18 protein-coding genes are annotated in these 17181 nt (G+C 52.6%); 11 read left to right on the top strand and 7 right to left on the bottom strand.

What is annotated here, in order from left to right; translation table 11 throughout:
• Positions 1-3: 3 nt before the first annotated feature.
• The 3 genes from ACFSW5_RS08540 to glf form a co-directional block, all read right to left on the bottom strand.
• A complete protein-coding gene (locus ACFSW5_RS08540; protein WP_379271448.1) occupies positions 4-873 on the bottom strand; it encodes a glycosyltransferase family 8 protein in 870 nt (289 codons plus the stop codon).
• A gap of 96 nt (positions 874-969) precedes the next feature.
• The gene (locus ACFSW5_RS08535; RefSeq protein WP_379271446.1) at positions 970-1791 is read right to left on the bottom strand and encodes a hypothetical protein; all 822 of its coding nucleotides are present in this window, start codon (positions 1789-1791) and stop codon (positions 970-972) included.
• Entirely contained in the window at positions 1788-2912 is a 1125-nt protein-coding gene (gene glf / locus ACFSW5_RS08530) for a UDP-galactopyranose mutase (RefSeq protein WP_379271444.1), read from the bottom strand. The genes ACFSW5_RS08535 and glf overlap by 4 nt, the downstream gene beginning before the upstream one ends.
• A 210-nt stretch (positions 2913-3122) precedes the next feature.
• On the opposite strand from glf, the gene ACFSW5_RS08525 reads away from it, so the two are divergent.
• The 3 genes from ACFSW5_RS08525 to ACFSW5_RS08515 all read left to right on the top strand — a co-directional run bounded on the left by ACFSW5_RS08525 (position 3123) and on the right by ACFSW5_RS08515 (position 6818).
• Positions 3123-4256: an enolase C-terminal domain-like protein gene (locus ACFSW5_RS08525; protein ID WP_379271442.1), complete on the top strand. Its 1134-nt coding sequence runs from the start codon at positions 3123-3125 to the stop codon at positions 4254-4256.
• A 236-nt stretch (positions 4257-4492) separates the two neighbouring features.
• On the top strand, positions 4493-5806 hold the full coding sequence (locus ACFSW5_RS08520; RefSeq protein WP_379271440.1) for a UDP-glucose dehydrogenase family protein: 1314 nt from the start codon (positions 4493-4495) through the stop codon (positions 5804-5806).
• A gap of 67 nt (positions 5807-5873) precedes the next feature.
• Positions 5874-6818, top strand: coding sequence for an NAD-dependent epimerase/dehydratase family protein (locus ACFSW5_RS08515; RefSeq protein WP_379271438.1), 945 nt, complete (start codon positions 5874-5876; stop codon positions 6816-6818).
• A gap of 126 nt (positions 6819-6944) precedes the next feature.
• Here ACFSW5_RS08515 and ACFSW5_RS08510 read toward each other — a convergent pair whose 3' ends face one another.
• Positions 6945-7229 carry a CD3324 family protein gene (locus tag ACFSW5_RS08510; protein ID WP_379271436.1) on the bottom strand — a complete coding sequence of 95 codons (285 nt, stop codon included), beginning with the start codon at positions 7227-7229 and terminating at the stop codon, positions 6945-6947.
• A gap of 445 nt (positions 7230-7674) precedes the next feature.
• Here ACFSW5_RS08510 and ACFSW5_RS08505 point away from each other — a divergent pair, with 445 nt between their 5' ends.
• From ACFSW5_RS08505 to ACFSW5_RS08480, 6 genes are all read left to right on the top strand, one after another.
• Complete coding sequence (locus ACFSW5_RS08505; protein WP_379271434.1) at positions 7675-9366, top strand: GAF domain-containing sensor histidine kinase; 1692 nt, start codon at positions 7675-7677, stop codon at positions 9364-9366.
• Positions 9363-10040: a response regulator gene (locus tag ACFSW5_RS08500; RefSeq protein ID WP_379271432.1), complete on the top strand. Its 678-nt coding sequence runs from the start codon at positions 9363-9365 to the stop codon at positions 10038-10040. Before ACFSW5_RS08505 ends, ACFSW5_RS08500 begins: the two co-directional genes overlap by 4 nt.
• Positions 10041-10258: 218 nt before the next feature.
• On the top strand, positions 10259-10801 hold the full coding sequence (locus ACFSW5_RS08495; protein ID WP_379271430.1) for an NADPH-dependent FMN reductase: 543 nt from the start codon (positions 10259-10261) through the stop codon (positions 10799-10801).
• Between the two features lie 22 nt (positions 10802-10823).
• Positions 10824-11492 carry a VOC family protein gene (locus ACFSW5_RS08490; RefSeq protein ID WP_379271428.1) on the top strand — a complete coding sequence of 223 codons (669 nt, stop codon included), beginning with the start codon at positions 10824-10826 and terminating at the stop codon, positions 11490-11492.
• A gap of 130 nt (positions 11493-11622) precedes the next feature.
• Positions 11623-12684 (top strand): ABC transporter substrate-binding protein, encoded by a 1062-nt coding sequence (locus tag ACFSW5_RS08485; RefSeq protein ID WP_379271425.1) that lies wholly within the window; start codon positions 11623-11625, stop codon positions 12682-12684.
• Positions 12685-12751: 67 nt separating this feature from the next.
• The gene (locus ACFSW5_RS08480) at positions 12752-13387 is read left to right on the top strand and encodes a TVP38/TMEM64 family protein (protein WP_379271422.1); all 636 of its coding nucleotides are present in this window, start codon (positions 12752-12754) and stop codon (positions 13385-13387) included.
• Between the two features lie 51 nt (positions 13388-13438).
• On the opposite strand, the gene ACFSW5_RS08475 is transcribed toward ACFSW5_RS08480, so the two are convergent.
• Positions 13439-13915: a hypothetical protein gene (locus ACFSW5_RS08475; RefSeq protein WP_379271420.1), complete on the bottom strand. Its 477-nt coding sequence runs from the start codon at positions 13913-13915 to the stop codon at positions 13439-13441.
• 379 nt (positions 13916-14294) lie between these two features.
• On the opposite strand from ACFSW5_RS08475, the gene ACFSW5_RS08470 reads away from it, so the two are divergent.
• Positions 14295-15146 (top strand): hypothetical protein, encoded by an 852-nt coding sequence (locus ACFSW5_RS08470; protein ID WP_379271418.1) that lies wholly within the window; start codon positions 14295-14297, stop codon positions 15144-15146.
• 24 nt (positions 15147-15170) lie between these two features.
• Here the strand turns inward: ACFSW5_RS08470 and ACFSW5_RS08465 are convergent, their stop codons facing one another.
• Both ACFSW5_RS08465 and ACFSW5_RS08460 read right to left on the bottom strand, forming a co-directional pair.
• Positions 15171-15581: an acyl-CoA thioesterase gene (locus ACFSW5_RS08465; RefSeq protein ID WP_379271416.1), complete on the bottom strand. Its 411-nt coding sequence runs from the start codon at positions 15579-15581 to the stop codon at positions 15171-15173.
• 260 nt (positions 15582-15841) lie between these two features.
• Positions 15842-16522: a class I SAM-dependent methyltransferase gene (locus ACFSW5_RS08460; protein ID WP_379271413.1), complete on the bottom strand. Its 681-nt coding sequence runs from the start codon at positions 16520-16522 to the stop codon at positions 15842-15844.
• 225 nt (positions 16523-16747) lie between these two features.
• On the opposite strand from ACFSW5_RS08460, the gene ACFSW5_RS08455 reads away from it, so the two are divergent.
• Positions 16748-17023 carry a hypothetical protein gene (locus tag ACFSW5_RS08455; RefSeq protein WP_379271409.1) on the top strand — a complete coding sequence of 92 codons (276 nt, stop codon included), beginning with the start codon at positions 16748-16750 and terminating at the stop codon, positions 17021-17023.
• Positions 17024-17181: the final 158 nt, after the last annotated feature.

Raw genomic sequence — 17181 nt, 5'->3', positions numbered from 1 at the left:
TTATTATCCGGTTCGGACACTTTTTTTTCCGGCCAATTTACTGGAAGGTCGGCGCAGTCTTTTGTAAATCGTTGATCTTTTTATGGGCCTATACGTCAATACGTTAGCTTCCTCTAAGACATCCCATTCTAATTCCTTTTCATACTTCAAGTATTCATGCCGGAAAACATGGCGGTCGTTATCCCAAGGCTTTTTATCCGGGCCCGAATAATGAATGATGTAAGGATCTATATTAGGGTTCATCCTTGCATACGTCGAAGTGTAGTTCCACTTGCGGTTTAATTTCAACCATTTGCCTTTTAGTACGGCGTTCATCGGATCCTGACTGGGGAACTTGATTAAGAACTTCTTCTTGCCGAATTCCAATATTTTTTCGGAAATTTTATGCTCTCTCCACTTCTTTAAGTTCATCAGTAAGACGCCTGCATTAAAGTAATCCGATTTTTTGGTGATCCCGAGCCTCTTGATCACTTGGTCAGGGATTTTCGGCCTTCTGACCGCCGCCACATAATAGTCGCCCAGCTTAATCTTCCAAAGCCTTGTAATGTCGTTCTTGACGATGATGTCGCCGTCCAAATAAAGGGCTTTTGAAATCTTCTTGTCGAGCAGTTTCGGGATAGCCAACCGGTAATACGTTTCCTGGGGCAAATGTGGCCGCGTCTTCAGACCGCTGTACATCGACTGGGGAATCGTCAGAAACTTGACGCTTGCACCGGCGTTCACGACTACCTTTTCCAGCCTATTCTTGTTGTCCGGGGACAGATCGCTTTCAATAATGTAGATTATCATTTGGCTTGCGCTTTTTGTATTGGAGAGCAGAGAATAGAGCATGACTCCGAGGGGTTTCGCGAATTTATTGTTTGTTGCCGTCACAATATGAAACTTCAATCTATTCACATCCTTATTTGCTTAGGATCGGTTCCTAGTTTTGTTCATATCGCCGCAAAGCCAACAAGGAATGAACGTCGATCATAAGCCCACTCCTTCAGCAACCTCGTTATCTTGTTTACTTATAATATATTTACGGACGACATCGCTTTTGACCGGATGAGCCAGCATATACTTTCCTTTTTCCAGCGCCGTGTCGATATCGCTCGTTTGCAGTTCAGGCGACCAGCGCAAATACTTTCGGAACCAACGCGGATATAGCCGTACTTTCGCGCCGCATTTTCTGGCTAACGTCGGAAAGAGCATCTCGCCCAAACATTCGACGTTGGATTTTTCAAAAAATAATTCTAATCGCTTGTGATCGGCGATTTTTAGAATTTTCTGAACCGTCCTGTACTTATAAGTTTGGAACGGATTCGAAGTTTTGCAAACATAGTCGGTCTTAAAATATTTTTGCCACAGACCCCATTCCTTGATCATTGAATTTTCCGCCGGCGAGCTCGTTTTATGTGTTTTAGGATTGAACTTCTTCCAAAGCTTCGCAGCGTAGTCGTACCCCTCCAGATGTTTATCCAAGAACTTCCGGAACCCTTCCCCTAAAAACATCGTATCGGATTCCAAATAGACGAGATAATCATATTTTATACGCTCCGAGGCGAGCCATCGGGCTACATCGTAAAAAACTCTTCCTGTTTTTCTGTATTTGATCGGCCTGCTATAAGGACAGACCAGCACTTCCTCATACTCTTCGATTACCCTTTTGCCGAAATTCGGATCCGTGCTCCCGTTATACAAAACAACGATAAAGTAGTCCTTGACAAACCGGCGCATATTTTTCAGTTGATCCATCACGCCGTCTTCGTTTTCATGCGCCAACAAGGAAAAGACAATCATGGTCCTCATCCTCCGCCTTCTTTAATTTCTTTAAACAGCGTTAATGCGCGCGCCACGGCCTGGTCCATATTGTAATATTTATAATCCGCCAGTCGCCCGGCAAAAAGTACTTTATCCTTAATCTGTTCCGCTTCCTGTAAATATAGGTTGTAAAGCTGCCGGTTCTCTGCACGCGGAATGGGGTAGTACGGATCGCCGTCCTGGTTGTATTCCTGGGGATACACATAAGTGATAGTGGTATGCGGCGCCTTTTGGCCCGTTAGATGTTTCGTTTCAAGAATTCGGGTAAATTCATATTCGTTGGTGTAATTGATGGTTCCGGCTTCCTGGAAAAACTCCTGATTCAAAGTGCGGAAGTCGAAGCGAAGACTGCGGTAGGGAAGAGTCCCGTGCTTGTAATTAAAAAAGGCGTCGATCGGTCCGGTATAAATCATTCGTTGATATTGAACCTCATCGATCACCTCGCGATAGTCCGTGTTCAAGAGGACCCGAATATTCGGATGATCGAGCATCTTCCGGAAGAGCTCCGCATAGCTGTGCTTCGGAATGCCTTGATAGGTGTCTTGGAAATACCGGTTATCCCTGCTGATATATACGGGCACCCGCGCCGTGACGGACGGGTCAAGCTGCTCCGGATCGAGCTGCCAGTGCTTCAGCGTATAACGGTAAAACACCTTCTTATAAATATAATCCGCCAGAAAGCCGAGGTCTCCGCTGGCGCTTTCCCGAAGCTTGAGAATAGGAACCTTCACGCCGTAACCGAAATGCTGAATGAGCAGTTCTTCCAGTTTCTCCGCGTATTTCTGGGGAAATAAAGTGTAGATCGAATTCAGATTAAAAGGTACGGGTATTTTCTTCCCGTCGACTACGGCAAGCACATGATGGAAATAGGGTCTCCACTCCGTAAATTCAGAGAGGTAATCCCAGACCATCTTGGAATTGGTATGGAACGTATGAGAGCCATACTTATGGACCAGGATCCCGTCTTCATTGTAGCAGTCGTAGGAGTTGCCTCCGATATGATCTCTCCGTTCCACTACCAACACTTTCTGGTTCAGCTGCGATGCGATTCGCTCCGCCAGCGTAGCTCCGGTAAATCCGGCGCCGACGATCAACCAATCCGTTTTCACATGAATCACCACCCGTTATATGTGCTTCACACCATGCAGTCTATTCCTCCTGGCGGGACATCGCCTGTGCATTCGTCGATAGGTATTCGTTCGGAAAGGAAGAAAGCCGCGCCAGTCCTCCATCCGGCAATAGGAATATGCCGTTTCAAGGGGAATTAACATTCATATATTAGATGAGAGTGAGTGATACGGAGGGCGGGAGGATCATTTATGAAAATACCGAGCGGACGAATCGAACGGATCGAGAAGGCGGCGATTGTTGGCGAAAGATGGAGGGACATCGGCTGCAACGCAAGGAAAGGGGTGCATGGAAGGATAGTCCCTAACGATATCGTCAGAATCACCATCGATGGGGTAAAAGGATTCGGTTGGTCGAAAATTTCGAAGGAACAAGCCGAAAGACTCATAGGGGTCTCCGTTGCGGATTTATTTCTGCCGAATGGCAGAATCCGTCCCGAATACCGTAACATTGAGTATCCGGTTTTAGATTGGTGCGGTCAAATCTATAAGCTGCCGGTCTATGCTCTTGCCGACGGTCATGCGGACGAAACGCGTCCCCTTCAAGTGCCCTGCTATGAAACGACCCTGTATTTCGATGATCTTCCTATCGGCGACGATCGGGAAGCGGTTGAGTTTATGCAGAAAAGAGCCTTGGAAGGATGGGATTACGGATTTCGCGCTTTTAAAATCAAGGTTGGCCGGGGGGCAAGACATATGTCTCTCGAACACGGCACCAAACGGGATATTGAAATCATTAAGGGAATCAGAGAAGCGGTCGGAAGCGCCGCTAAAATTATGATCGACGCCAACAACAGCTATAATCTCAATCTCGCAAAGGAAGTATTGTACGCTACGGCGGATGCGCAGCTTACTTTTATAGAAGAAGCTTTCTACGAGGACCCTATTCTTTACGAAGATTTGAAAAACTGGATGAGCAAAGAAAAGATTCAAGTGATGATCGCGGACGGGGAAGGGCTTATCGTGGCGCCGTCGCTGATCGATTGGGCCAAACAAGGGCTGATCGATATCGTCCAATACGATATTCGGTGGCATGGGTTTAACAATTTATTGGATATAGAAGACGATATTAAAGGAACCGGGATTTGGCAAGCGCCTCATAATTACGGCGGCCCGTACGGCAACTACGCAACTTGCCACATTGCTCCGTTCATACAACGGTTTATGTACATCGAATGGGATGAAGTGAGACTTCCCGGGCTTGACGCCTCCGCATACAAGCTCGTAGACGGCATGGCCGAGGTTCCGTTCCGGCCCGGATTCGGTTTGCAGCTGGACGAAGACTATTTCCTGAGAGAGGTTTTAAAATCGGGGTGGGTCCTCTAATAAAAAACACGATTGAGTCGTCCGAAAGACTACGAGGTTCCTGAAGCGGGACGGATTAGCTTATGGCTATCCGTTCCGTTTTTTTTAGCAACTTGAGTGGATACCGATTGAGCTTCGGCGGTTTTGGTCGGCTTAAAGTAGGGCGGATTGATAAAGGGTGTTGTCCGTATCGTGCCGTCTAGCATCTTAATATAATAGATTATTGATTTTTTCATAGAGTCTGTGAGGTGTTGGCCATGAATATCTCCGTTATCGGATGCGGCTATGTCGGAACGACCACAGCGTTGATGTTCTGTGAATTGGGATATCAAGTTGTCGCGGTGGAAAAGGACAGTAAAAAATTAGCCATGCTGCAGCAAGGTAAATTGCCGTTCCACGAGCCTGGGATCGACTCGTTACTGATCAAACATTTGCATCGCGGAAGTTTAGTGTTTACCGGGGACATAGAGGAAGGGATTGCTCACAGCAAAATAATCTATATTACGGTCGGAACGCCTTCGCTGCCGGACGGTTCAAGCGATTTGTCTTTCATTGAAGAAGTATCCCGGCAGATCGGGGCGGCTCAGAACGACTATAAAGCAGTCGTGATCAAAAGCACAGTCCCTCTAGGGACAGTTGATAAGGTGAGAGAATGGATCGGCAAAGCGCAAAAGAGACCGCTGCCTGTCGATTTGGTTGTGAATCCGGAGTTTTTGCGGGAGGGCTCGGCACTTTACGACACCATGCATCCCGACCGGATTGTGATCGGTTCGGACAATCCTGAAGCGGCGGAAACCGTTAAACAGCTTTTTCATTCCATGAGCTGTCCGATTATCGTAACCGACTGCAATACGGCACAACTGATCAAATATACGGCGAATGCGTTTCTGGCCACGAAAATCTCTTTCATCAATGAGATCGGCCGAGTCTGTGATGCTTACGGTGCAAATATCGAAGAAGTTGCATCGGGAGTCGGGTTGGATCATCGAATCGGACCTCATTTTTTAAGAGCGGGAATCGGCTGGGGAGGCTCCTGTTTCCCCAAAGACATCGCCGCATTAATCAACATGGGGAATAATAACGGAATAAACCTTCTAATCGTACAGTCGGCTCAGCAAGTAAACCAGGATCAGATCGGCTACTTCATCGATCGTCTGGAAGGCGAACTGCATGGGCTAAACAATAAGACGGTCTCCATATACGGGATTTCCTTTAAGCCCGAAACGGACGATATTCGCGAGTCTCCCGCCCTGAAGGTTATTGCCGAGGTACAGCGCCGCGGCGGGACAGTGGCAGCTTACGATCCAATGGTATTCGATAAACATCCCGAGTTGAAACTACCCGGGGTGCGTGTAGCGCGAAACATGGAAGACGCTTGGAAAGGAAGCGATTGCTTCTTTCTGATCACCGAGTGGGATCAATTTTCCAAGATCGATTGGGGCCAAGTGATGCAAGAGATGAGAACCCCGCTGGTGCTGGACGGAAGAAATGTGCTGGACGCTCGGAAGCTCCGCTCGTTGGGATTTCGTTATTACGGGATAGGGCGGAAAACCGGCATTATTCACGAATAATCGCTCGAAGCAAACGGATTAAATTCCGTCTTGCCCCTTGAGCGAAGCGAAAGGAATGGGTATCCCTATGGCTAAAGTTGCGGTTACCGGATGTGCCGGCTTTGTCGGATCGCATCTGGTTCATCGTCTGTTAGAGCAAGGACATGAAGTAACGGGAGTCGACTTCTTTCTGGACAATTATCCTCAATGGGTAAAAGAAAATAACATGAAGCGATTTCGGGATCATCCGTCGTTCACATGGGTTCAAAGCGATCTCGATAAGATGGATTTGATCCAGCTGCTCCAAGGGAAGGATTATTTGTTTCACCAAGCGGCATTGCCGGGAGTCCGATCAAGCTGGGGCAAAGACTTTCAACTTTATGTGATCCATAACATATCGGTTACGCAGAAGCTGTTGGAGGCGGTGAAACATACCGGAATCCGCAAGATGATCTACGCATCTACTTCATCCGTCTACGGATTGACGAATGGACCGACTCAAGAAGATCAGAAGCTTTCTCCATTTTCTCCATACGGGGTGTCGAAATTGTCCGGCGAACAATTGTGCGGGCTCTATTTTGCCAATTATAACGTTCCTGTAGTCATGCTTCGGTATTTTACCGTGTACGGTCCGGGGCAGCGCCCGGATATGGCTTTCCATAAGTTTTTGAAAAATATGATGGAGAATAAAGAAATAATCGTTTATGGAGACGGCAAACAGACACGCGATTTTACCTATATCGACGATGTAGTCAACGCCAATCTGCTTGCTTTGGAGCATGGAAGAAACGGGGAAGCCTATAACATCGGGGGCAGTTCGCCGGTCGAATTGATCGATGTGATTAGCCTAATGGGGAAAATTACCGGGAAAAATCCGATTCTCAAGTTTGAACGGGAGCAATATGGGGACCCTAAACATACTTGGGCCGATATTGCCAAAGCAAGAGCGGAGTTGTCGTATGACCCTTCTGTTTCGTTAGAATACGGCTTGCAGCAGGAAGCGAATTATATCGCTTCGCTGTATGGTTTATGAACGGCGCGTGCTGGAGCATCCGGGCGGCCGGCGAATAACGACATAAGGACTGCGCGTATTCGGGCAGTCCTGGTCTTCATCTATGGAAGCACCTCCACCGGGGGTGCTTATTTGTTCGGTTAGCCGTCAGCAGCTTGCCGCGCGGGTTAATTTGCCCACGATTTTGCGCACGCTTTCGCCGGAGAGGAAGTAGATCCGTTCCAGCTCCGCGATCGTCCGCCCGCTGCAATAAGCTTCGTAAATTTCCTCGTTGCGCTGCCTGATCCTCTCGCGGGAGCCGCTAAGTTCGCCCCAGCCGGCCCTTTGCTCGTTTTGTTTCGGAATATACAGCAGCTCGCCGTCAATATATTGTTGAATTTGCTCCAGCAGTTCGGGGGGAAGCACATCTCTTCCGTTCTTGTATTGCCCCATCGACGCCCTCCTCAATCGTAAATAATGCAAAGCAATCGTTGGTCGTAACCGTATTTGGTTTGAACATGGCTTACCCTCCTCCTTTCGATTATTCGGATATTTGGCGGTACATGAACAGCTATGGGAGGAGCCCCCGAAAGGGCTCCCCTGTGAATGGGGCATCCGCTTTAGGCGAATGCCACCTCCTGGTTCTGAATCAATTCGTTCAGCCTCCTTTCCGTTCATTTCGTCGGCCCGACATCTATATTAAGCCACAAAATCTGCCATGGCCGCAAGCGCTAAAACGACCTGAACCGTTTTTTCCCACCGTCGAATTTCATATCGGCGGAACGGTCTCGTAAAACGAGGGAGGAGTTTGATATGATGGAGCTATCGAATGCAACGGTTTAACGGGCGGGAGCGGCATAAAGGGAGCGCCCGGCCCCGGAAGGAGCGGGAGGAATAGATGGATCAGCGGGACATGACGATGCAGGAGCTGGCCACGCTCAGAACGATTGCCGAGACGCTTAACGAATCGACGGAGCTCGGCCCGATGCTGGAGGTCGTTCTGGAAAAGCTGCTGGAGCTGACAGGGCTTAAAGCCGCATGGCTGTTTCTCGTCGAGGAGGGGGGCGGCTACGAATTTGCCGCCGGAAGCAACTTGCCGCCGGGCTTGTGCCGCAACGGCGGAGAGCCGATGCGCTGCGGCAATTGCTGGTGCCTGAACCGGTATCGGGAAGGACGGCTCAACAATGCCGTCAACATTATGAACTGCAAGCGCATCGAGCAGGCGAAAGCGTCCGACTGGGGGGATACGCAAGGCATTACGCATCATGCGACCGTTCCGCTCCGCTCGGGCTGCAAGCGTCTCGGCGTCTTGAACGTGGCCGCGCCGGGAAAGCTGCACTTCGACGAAGCGGAGCTGGCGCTGCTGCAGGCCGTCGCGCTCCAGATCGGAAGCGCGATCGAGCGGACGCGCCTGTACGCCGCCGAGCAGCGGCGGGCGTCGCTGTTCGCGAAGCTCGGCGAATACGGCGCCGCGCTAGGGGTTGCCGCCGCTCGAGGGGGCGACCGCGCCGCATTGTGGGAGCAAGCGATGGCGCTCGTCGGCCGCCATTTCGATTGGCCGTGCGCGGCGCTTCTGATGCCTTCGGGCGGCGATATGGCCGTCCGGGCGATCTACGCGGACGGGAGGACGTTTCTGCCGCAAGCCCATGCGGCGCTTGACGTCATCGATTGGTACGGGACCGAAGGCGGCGTGCTGCCGCCCGTGGCCGGCAACGAAACGGCGCGGCGCCTTGCCTTGTGGCTGGAACGGCAAGGTCTGCTGCCGCATGTCGCTCATGCGGCAACCGCTCCCGTCGCTTCGTCCGGCATGGAGAACGGCGGCGTCTTGCTGGTCGGCTACGATAAGCCGGGCGAGCTGTACCGGGTTGACGCCGAGGTCATCGAAGCGCTGGCGGAGCTGATCGGCGTCACGTTCGAGCGGGCCCGGCTCGAGGAGAGCCGGCGGGAGCTGGCGCGGATGGAGGAACGCAACCGTCTGGCGCGGGATTTGCACGACTCCGTCAGCCAGACGTTGTTTTCGCTGGCGATGATGTCCAAAGGCGCGGCCAGCTTGCTTGGGTCCGAGGCGAAGGAGCCGCTGCAAGCCGCCCTGGAAGATATGCAGAGCTTGTCGCAAAGCGCGCTGAAGGAAATGCGCGAGCTTATTATGCAGCTGCGTCCGGCCGGACTGGAGGAGGGGCTGGCGACGGGGCTGAAGCAATACGGGGAGCGGCTGAAGCTGCGGGTTACAACGCGGGTGTCCGGCGTCATGGAATTGCCGCGTGCCGTCGAGGAGGCGTTATGGCGAATCGGGCAGGAGGCGCTTAACAATATCAGCAAGCATTCGGGAACGCCGGAGGCGGACGTGGTTCTGGTTCTAAGGCGGAACGAGGTGTCGCTGACCGTCGCCGATCGCGGACCGGGCATTACGCAGGAGAGGCTGCTTGAGCTTAAGCGCCATTCGCTTGGCTTATCGACGATGCGGGAGCGGGCGGAAGCGCTTGGAGGACGTTTCGCGCTGCGCACCTTTGCCGGCGGGACGGCCGTCGAAGCCGTTATTCCGTTGAATAGGCTTGAAATAACGAAAGCAAGACGGGAGAGAGAGAGATGAAGATCAGGCTATTGATCGCGGACGATCATGCGATGGTCCGACGCGGTTTGCAAATGTTTCTGGCGACGCAGCCGGACATTGCGCTTGTCGGCGAGGCGGCTAACGGTCAAGAAACGCTGGAGCGCGCCGTCGAGCTTCGGCCCGATGTCGTTCTGATGGACTTGAACATGCCGGTGCTGGACGGCATTGAAACGACAGCCCGGCTGCTTGAGACCTGGCCGGAGACCAAAATTATCGTGCTGACCTCCTTCGCGGATCAGGATCATGTGCTGCCGGCCATTCAAGCCGGAGCGAAAGGCTATCTGCTGAAGGATATCGAGCCGGAGGAGCTCGTGGAGGCGGTCCGCCGCGTGCATCAGGGCCGGGTCGAGCTGCATCCGGACGCGGCCGGACTGCTGGTCAGCCATCTGTCCGGAGCGGAGCGCCGGCAGGAGCAGGCGGAGAGTCCGGTCCCGAACGGCGAAGACGACCGCATGCTGGAGCAGCTGACGCCGAGGGAGCAGGAGGTGCTGCGGCTGATCGCGTCGGGCATGTCCAATAAGGAAATCGGCGAAACGCTCGTCATTACGGAAAAAACGGTCAAGACGCATGTGAGCCATGTGCTCGACAAGCTTGGGCTTGCCGACCGCACCCAAGCGGCAATCTATGCGGTGAAGCGCGGCCTGGGGCAATAAGCCGGCCTGCGGCTTCGGATCGGCAATAACGGCAGACGTATCCGCCCCCGAATATTGGACCAAAGTCGTAGAAGCTCTCAGCCGTCGGGTTGAGAGCTTTGCCGCTAATAATTCATTCTTGCCGCCGACGCCCGCGGCGCGGGGGAACCGCTACAATAAGGCTACAAGGCAAGGAAAACAACAAATAAACGGGACTTTGGAAAAGGAGCGGGTAACGTATGAAAATTGTGATGATCGCAGGCAGCAACCGGAGAAACGCGACAAGCACGATATTGGTCAAAGCGATGGCGCGGCGGCTGGAGCGGATGCAAGCGGAGGTTGATTTGTTCGATCTGGCGGAAACGCCGCTGCCGTTTTATTCGCCGGACGAAAGCTTCGCGAGTCATGCCGGGGTGCAAAGGCTGAACCGCCTCATGCTGGAGGCCGACGGCATTGTCTTGGCCACGCCGGAATATCACGGGTCCATAAGCGGCGTGTTGAAAAATGCGCTCGACTTCTTGGGGCAAGATCATTTCGCCGGCAAGCCGGTATTGTCCGTCAGCTCGGCCGGCGGAGCGGTAGGCGTCAGCTCGCTGATGCAGCTGCAGACGATCGTGCGCAATTTGCATGGCATCAATTGCCCGGAATGGATCTCCATCGGCGGGGCCCAGCGGGCAAGGTATGAAAATCCGTCCGACGCTGCGCTGGACGCGCGGGCCGAGCAAGGGCTCGAAGCATTCGTGGAGCTGGCGTCGAAATTATCGAATGCGAAGGTCGTTTGACCTGAAGCGGAGGTGAATGAAGATGCGTTTTCGGGAAGCGGTGTTGTTAACGAGCGGGCTTAACCGGCTCAAAGCTTTTTACGGACAGGTGCTGGAGCTTCCGGAGGCGCCCGGCGGCGCAGGCCGGGTCGCGTTCCAACTCGGCGGAACGAAGCTGGTTTTCAAGGAAGCCGGACCGGGACGGGAACCATTTTATCATATCGCCATTCATATCCCGGAGAACAAATTCGACGAGGCCAAAGTATGGCTTAAGTCCAGAGTCGCCTTGAACAAGGTCGAAGGGCGGGATGAAGCTTTTTTCGAAAATTGGAACGCCCATTCCGTTTATTTCGAAGACCCGGCGGGCAACATTGTGGAGCTGATCGCCCATCATCGGTTAAATAACCGGACGGAGCATCCGTTCTCTTCCGCGGATCTGCTTGGCATCGCCGAAATCGGGATCGCGACGGACGACGTCGTTTCGCTTGCGGATCAATTGCATCGGCTAGGGGTGCCGGATTGGAGGGAAGGATCCGGCGATTTCGCCCCGCTTGGCGACGAGAACGGCATGTTCATCGTGGTCCGCGAAGGAAGGCAATGGTTTTTCTCGGACAAGGACGCCGAGTTTCATCCCGTAGAAGCGGTCGTCGAAGGACTGGGCACTATTAAATTCGAAAGAGACAATATTCGGAGAGTGGCTCATTCCGGCTAAAAAACGCGAAACCGCCGTTTACCGGAAAATGTCCAAGCGTCGATCAGGATATTGTCCATGGCGAATCGAAACGAGTCTCGTATATAATCCTAACCGTTGAGAATAGTTATCAATTGGAAGGGGTGCGGCTATGCTTCTTATGCATAAGGAGCAGTTCGGCAAACGGGTTCGATCGCTTATCGCCATACTGCTGTCCGTCGGACTCGCGGGCTGTCTGATGACCGGCTGCGGCGGGCAAAAGGAGAACGGCGCGGTCGCTTCGGAAACGGCCTCGGCCGGCACGCAAGGGGAGGCGAACGAACCCGATGGCGCGGCCGGAAAGTCCAAAGAGACTGTGCCTGCCGCAGATGAGATGCGGACGGTCGAGGACGAGCTCGGCCATGAATTGACGATTCCGGCTCAGCCGAAGCGCATTTTTGCGCCGTATTTGGAAGATTCGCTCGTAACGCTGGGCGTCAAGCCTGTCGCCCAATGGGCAAACGGCGGTTCCGTCCAGCCATATTTGCAGGATCGGCTCGCGGATGTGCCGAAGCTTGATTTTTCGGCGGGGCTGCCTTCGCCGGAGGAGTTGATGACGTATGAGCCGGACCTCATTATTTTGCATGCCGCCCGATACGCCGATGAAGCCGCTTATGCGGGCTACTCGAAGATTGCCCCGACTTATGTGTTCAATAACGCTTCGGGCGATACGGTGAAGTCGCTTCAGACCATCGGCGATTTGGTCGGCAGAACGGCAGAGGCCGAGCAGGCGATCCGGGCTTACAACCGGAAGGCTGGCGAAGCGAAGGAGAAGCTGGCTCAAGCGGCCGACGGCAAGAAGGCGGCCATTATCCGGTTCGCGGCCAAAGGCGTCAGCCTGATGGGCGCCAATTATTTGGCCGGATACGTGGTGCACAAGGAACTCGGCCTCGGCATCCCGGAGCCGGTCGGAGACGAAAACAGCGTAAACGTGTCGATGGAAGTGCTTCCGGAGCTTGACGCCGACTATATCTTTATCGTCAATCAGGACGGCCAAGGAGCGGAAAGGTTGAAGGAGATGACCGACAGCCGGATATGGAAGCTTATCCCGGCCGTGAAAGCGGGGCGTGTATACGAGGTGAACGAACAATATTGGCTTGGCAGCGGTCTCGTTGCTTACGGGAAGATTATCGACGATACGGTAAAGCTGATAACCCAAGGCGGGCAGCAATAGAAGTTTTCCGCATTCGGCCCGAATATGTATAATAGTTGTATACATATTTCAAGTATGGAGTCCTCTTATGCCATCGATTATTCAATCGCTTTCTTCTCTAACGGAAGAAGATATTCGCCGGTTCGTCGAGCAGTACCGGTCGCTGGGCCCGCTGCCCGGCATGCTGCTTACGTTTCTGAAATCGTTCGTCCCGCCGCTGCCGACGATTGTCATCGTAGGCGTCAACGCCGCCATTTACGGCCTGTGGGCGGGTTTTCTTTACTCGTGGCTCGGCATGATAGCGGGCTGCATTACGACGTTTCTGCTGTTCCGGCGCCTTGCGGAGCATCCGTTCGCCCGGAAGTGGGCGAGCAAGCCGAAGGTGAGCAAGGCGATCCGATGGGTACGCCGCAGCGGCTTCAGCTACGTGTTCCTGCTCAGCTTGTTTCCCGTCGGGCCGTTTGTCATTATCAACATCGCGGCGGCGCTGGCCCGAATGCCGTTCCGCTCGTTTCTGATCGCCATCCTGTTCGGCAAAGCGGTCATGGTGCTGTCGATCTCCATCATCGGCCATGACGCCGAACGCTTTTATCGCCAGCCTCTGGAGCTGCTTTACGTCGTCTTGTTCGTGGCCGTTTCTTATGTCGTCAGCAAATGGCTGGAGGCCCGGTTCGCGAAGGCCGAAGGCGCAAACGAAGAAGGAATGCCCGCCGAGCGGCGATAAACCGGCACTTGCCCTCATGCCTCCCGTCACGAACGCGACAGGAGGCATGAGTTATTTATTCGGAGTCATGACTGGAAGCTTCAGCGTTCTGTTCATTTCGATGGCTTGCTCCAAGCTTTCTGCCGGAGAACTTATAATCAGTTTTTGGTTTTCGTATTTTCTGTGTGTCAGAGAGTAATATAGATCCGCGTTGCTTATTTCGAGCGTGAAATGTTGTGAATTTTTGTCGAAGAAAATTTCGCCCAAGTAGATCCGTTCTTTTCCGTTGTAAGCAATCAGTCCGGACAATCCGGGCGAGAACAAAACGGTTGGATATTCAATGCCATCATTTATTTTAAGAATCCCTTTAAAATAATTGTCTTTGTTGTCGAAATATCCATTTAATTCGACTTGTATTTTTTGATCCGAAGAAGAATCGGCGCTGTACATGAAGGAAGTAGAATTTATTTCGAGTTTATCCTGCTTGCTGCAAGAAGCGAATAATATAACGACGATCAATCCTGCAATTAAGAGATTTAACGATCTCATTAATACACCTCATCGATAGCTTTATCTTGTCATGCCGCTTAATCTGGCTTCCCGCCCGATTTCCTAACTTCCCTTCTAAACAAATCCGCAACGGCGTTAAATAAATGCTGGACATCCATCGGATAATCGTCCTCTGGTAGATTCAAAATCATTATAGCTGGATAATGCTGCTGCGCCTATCCGGCATTGCCCGCCTTAAGTCCGGGAACCGGCTCTGTCTTCGGGAGGGTTGGAAAATACATCCACGGCATGTGGGATGCCGCCTCGTCTTTCTTTACCATATCAGATAGAAATAAGTTTTTCGGTCTCGAAAACTTACTTTCGAATTGGGGATAAAAATTACCGTTGAAACGCGGTTGGGGAAGGATGATGGAAAGGCATGAACACGAATCGGATCAAATTATTTCAAGGAGAGGCGGCGCTGGTGCTGACGGCGCTGCTCGGTTTTGCGCTGGCGGCCTTTTGCGGCGTGTGGACATTGCTGTACGGCGGAGAGATCGGCGCGGAAGGAGACGTATCGAAAGCTTTTTCCTTTAACGCGGCTTTAGGGATCTTTCTGCTTTCCACGGCCGCGGTCGCCCCTTATTCGGCGCTTGGGGCTAAAGGGAGAGCGTTTTTTCGATGGAGCTATATTCTGATTGCGCTTTACGCCTACTTCGCCGAAACGGTGCAAAACTTCCGCGGCGTGAACCCGAGGTTTACGCAAGACGGGTCGGCCTTCAATGCCGCCGTCGCTTCGGGCTTTGCGCTTGTCGCTTTGCTGTTAGTGCTGTTTTATATTCTGTTTGCGGTCTCTTTTTTTGTTCCGAAAGCGTATAAGAAGGATCCTTTGCTTGTGTTAAGCGTGCGTTACGCGGCGATTGCCATTATGATTTCGTTTGCGGCCGGGATCTGGATATCGTTAAACGGGGGGCGGTACACCGGGTTATCCGGCAACTTGATTTGGCTTCACGGTCTTGGCTTCCACGCGCTGCAAGCCGTGCCGTTCGCCGCTTGGCTGGCCGCGCGCAAAAACTTGTCCAAACGCGAAGCCGCCGTACGCGTCCATTGGACGGGCATCGCCTACATCCTTGGTCTTGCCGCGGTCGGCTGGCAGACGATGCTTGGGGTTACCGTCTTGCAATGGTCCGCTTTGCCTTTGGCGGCGCTTGTCTGCTTTATCGCGGCGGCCGTTCCGGTCGTTCAGATGCTTGCAGCGGCCAAAAAAGGTTCGTACGGAGCGGCCGGTTAAACCCGCCGCCCGGTCAAGGCGGCTTTAGGCGCCGGCGGTCGGCTGCCCGAACAGGCGGCGAAGCTCGTCCGGCACGGGCCGGCTTTTCCGCGTAGCCGAATCCATGGCCACGCTCGTAACCGCCGCGTCGGCGCACAGCTCGCCCGCTTCGTTCCATATTTGCTGCATCAGCACGAAGCTGCTGCGGCCGACGCTTTGCGGCTCGGTCGTAATGGAGAGCCGTTCCCCTTGGCGGCATTCCTTGCGGTAGTTGATGTTGATATTGACCGTAACGGTCTGGACGCCAAGCGCCTTCAGCATGTCATAGGATAGCTGCCCGGCCTCGTACCATTCTTCGCGTCCCCATTCCAGATACTCCAAATATTTGGCGTTGTTCACATGGCCGTTCACGTCGATTTCCGTCGGGCGAACGACGATTTCCAGCGACGTTTTCATTTTGTTTATTCCCTTCTTTCCGCATTCTCTTGCAGCTTTCTATATACCATAGCACATCTTCGCTCATGCATAAAACGAGCGGCTGTCCTCCTCCGAACATCTTGACACGATCAGTTTAGCAATAACGTTTCAACTCATGAATGGAATCCGGTTACTTTATATATGGAAATTTGTGAACCTTAACCTATTTGCCGTGCTAAAAATGCGGCAAGCCCCGAAGCTTCTAGTACGAGTAGCTTTCGGGGCTTGTTTGCCGCGCGTTATTTTTTCCGTCCGAACAACACGGCAAAATCGAAATATTTGAACATGCAATCGACGTCGGCGAAGCCGGCCTGAGTCATCCATCGGAGCTGATCCTCGAGAGGCGCGTTAATGTCCAGCTTGCGGCGTTCCACCGAAGCGTCGATAGCTTCGTGAGGCAGCCCGCTGTCGTGGATCGCGCTAAGCCACCGCTTCCGGTAATAGGCGTCCGTATACGCCGTTGTGCCTTGCACCTGGTCGGCGTTTACGAATAAGCCGCCTTCCTCCAGCATGCCGAACAAGTTCACGAACAGATTCCGTTTCTGCATGTGAGGGAGATGATGGATCGAAAGGGAAGAGACGATCATATCGTATTTTGCTCCGGCAAAGTCGTGCTGGGTATAATCTCCCGCGATATAATCGACATTCGGGAAATTGCGGAAGCGTTGCCGCGCTTCCTGCAGCATCTGCTCGCTGAAATCGATCAGCGTGAGCCGCGCCTCAGGGAACCGCTGCAAGATCATGCTGGAGAACAGTCCTGTGCCTGCGCCAAGATCCAGAATCGCGGGCGAATCCTTATCGGTTTCGAGCAGCGATAAAGCGATGCCGTAAAAATGATCGAAGCAAGGAATAAGCTGTCGCCGCTGCTTGTCGTATTCGTTCGCGACCGCGTCGAACTGCCGTTTGACGTTCAGGTTCATGTCGTTGCCTCCTTTGGTCCGAGTCTTGTTCCAATCTGGATTGGTTGCTTTCATTGTAAAAGAACAGGGTAGAAACAAGAAATATATAAATAATATCAAGTTTATAGGTTGAACTTATAATGGCGGCGGAAACGAATGGCGGGACGGGTTTTGCGCCCGACTTGACTTCGATGAACAATAGCGGTATTATTACGGAGCACTTTAATAAAAGATAAGGTGATCAATATGAACGCTAAACTGCAAATTCGAGGCATTGCCGCTTCCGACAAAAACGAGAAAGCTGGCTTGTACCAGTTCATTATTACGCTTGGCGAAGGCGCCAAGGGCAGGGTGTTTTTCAAGAAGGACCCTGAATGGAAGATGACCGGGGTTACCCGCTTGCTCAACGTTCCGTGCCCGATCTGCCACAAAGACTATTACTGCAATTGCCTGGAAAAAAATGCGGAAGTGATCGAACGTCAAATTATTGACCAAGATCTTATTTCCAGCGTTCTTGACTAACCGGCTTAACATGACAAACCCGGTCGTAACGTCTTCTAGCGAAGATGTCCGGCCGGGTTTATTTCTTTTTGGATCCGGATAGGCTCGGCGAATTGGACGGATCGCGCCTGGTACTTGTCCAAGCCGTTCATGGAGTTCGGCATATCCGATTATCATAG

The sequence above is a fragment of the Paenibacillus thailandensis genome, from assembly GCF_042685365.1.
GTDB lineage: Bacteria > Bacillota > Bacilli > Paenibacillales > Paenibacillaceae > Paenibacillus_AP > Paenibacillus_AP thailandensis.
The sequence above is the reverse complement of the archived record's forward strand: the minus strand, read 5'-3'. Positions and strand labels throughout refer to the sequence as shown.

What these genes read in the sequence shown, in the direction of transcription:
- ACFSW5_RS08535 (WP_379271446.1), bottom strand. Translation starts at nt 1,791, where the DNA reads ATGAGGACCATGATTGTCTTTTCCTTGTTGGCGCATGAAAACGAAGAC.
- ACFSW5_RS08525 (WP_379271442.1), top strand. Translation starts at nt 3,123, where the DNA reads ATGAAAATACCGAGCGGACGAATCGAACGGATCGAGAAGGCGGCGATT.
- ACFSW5_RS08520 (WP_379271440.1), top strand. Translation starts at nt 4,493, where the DNA reads ATGAATATCTCCGTTATCGGATGCGGCTATGTCGGAACGACCACAGCG.
- ACFSW5_RS08515 (WP_379271438.1), top strand. Translation starts at nt 5,874, where the DNA reads ATGGCTAAAGTTGCGGTTACCGGATGTGCCGGCTTTGTCGGATCGCAT.
- ACFSW5_RS08510 (WP_379271436.1), bottom strand. Translation starts at nt 7,229, where the DNA reads ATGGGGCAATACAAGAACGGAAGAGATGTGCTTCCCCCCGAACTGCTG.
- ACFSW5_RS08505 (WP_379271434.1), top strand. Translation starts at nt 7,675, where the DNA reads ATGGATCAGCGGGACATGACGATGCAGGAGCTGGCCACGCTCAGAACG.
- ACFSW5_RS08500 (WP_379271432.1), top strand. Translation starts at nt 9,363, where the DNA reads ATGAAGATCAGGCTATTGATCGCGGACGATCATGCGATGGTCCGACGC.
- ACFSW5_RS08495 (WP_379271430.1), top strand. Translation starts at nt 10,259, where the DNA reads ATGAAAATTGTGATGATCGCAGGCAGCAACCGGAGAAACGCGACAAGC.
- ACFSW5_RS08490 (WP_379271428.1), top strand. Translation starts at nt 10,824, where the DNA reads ATGCGTTTTCGGGAAGCGGTGTTGTTAACGAGCGGGCTTAACCGGCTC.
- ACFSW5_RS08485 (WP_379271425.1), top strand. Translation starts at nt 11,623, where the DNA reads ATGCTTCTTATGCATAAGGAGCAGTTCGGCAAACGGGTTCGATCGCTT.
- ACFSW5_RS08480 (WP_379271422.1), top strand. Translation starts at nt 12,752, where the DNA reads ATGCCATCGATTATTCAATCGCTTTCTTCTCTAACGGAAGAAGATATT.
- ACFSW5_RS08475 (WP_379271420.1), bottom strand. Translation starts at nt 13,915, where the DNA reads ATGAGATCGTTAAATCTCTTAATTGCAGGATTGATCGTCGTTATATTA.
- ACFSW5_RS08470 (WP_379271418.1), top strand. Translation starts at nt 14,295, where the DNA reads ATGAACACGAATCGGATCAAATTATTTCAAGGAGAGGCGGCGCTGGTG.
- ACFSW5_RS08465 (WP_379271416.1), bottom strand. Translation starts at nt 15,581, where the DNA reads ATGAAAACGTCGCTGGAAATCGTCGTTCGCCCGACGGAAATCGACGTG.
- ACFSW5_RS08460 (WP_379271413.1), bottom strand. Translation starts at nt 16,522, where the DNA reads ATGAACCTGAACGTCAAACGGCAGTTCGACGCGGTCGCGAACGAATAC.
- ACFSW5_RS08455 (WP_379271409.1), top strand. Translation starts at nt 16,748, where the DNA reads ATGAACGCTAAACTGCAAATTCGAGGCATTGCCGCTTCCGACAAAAAC.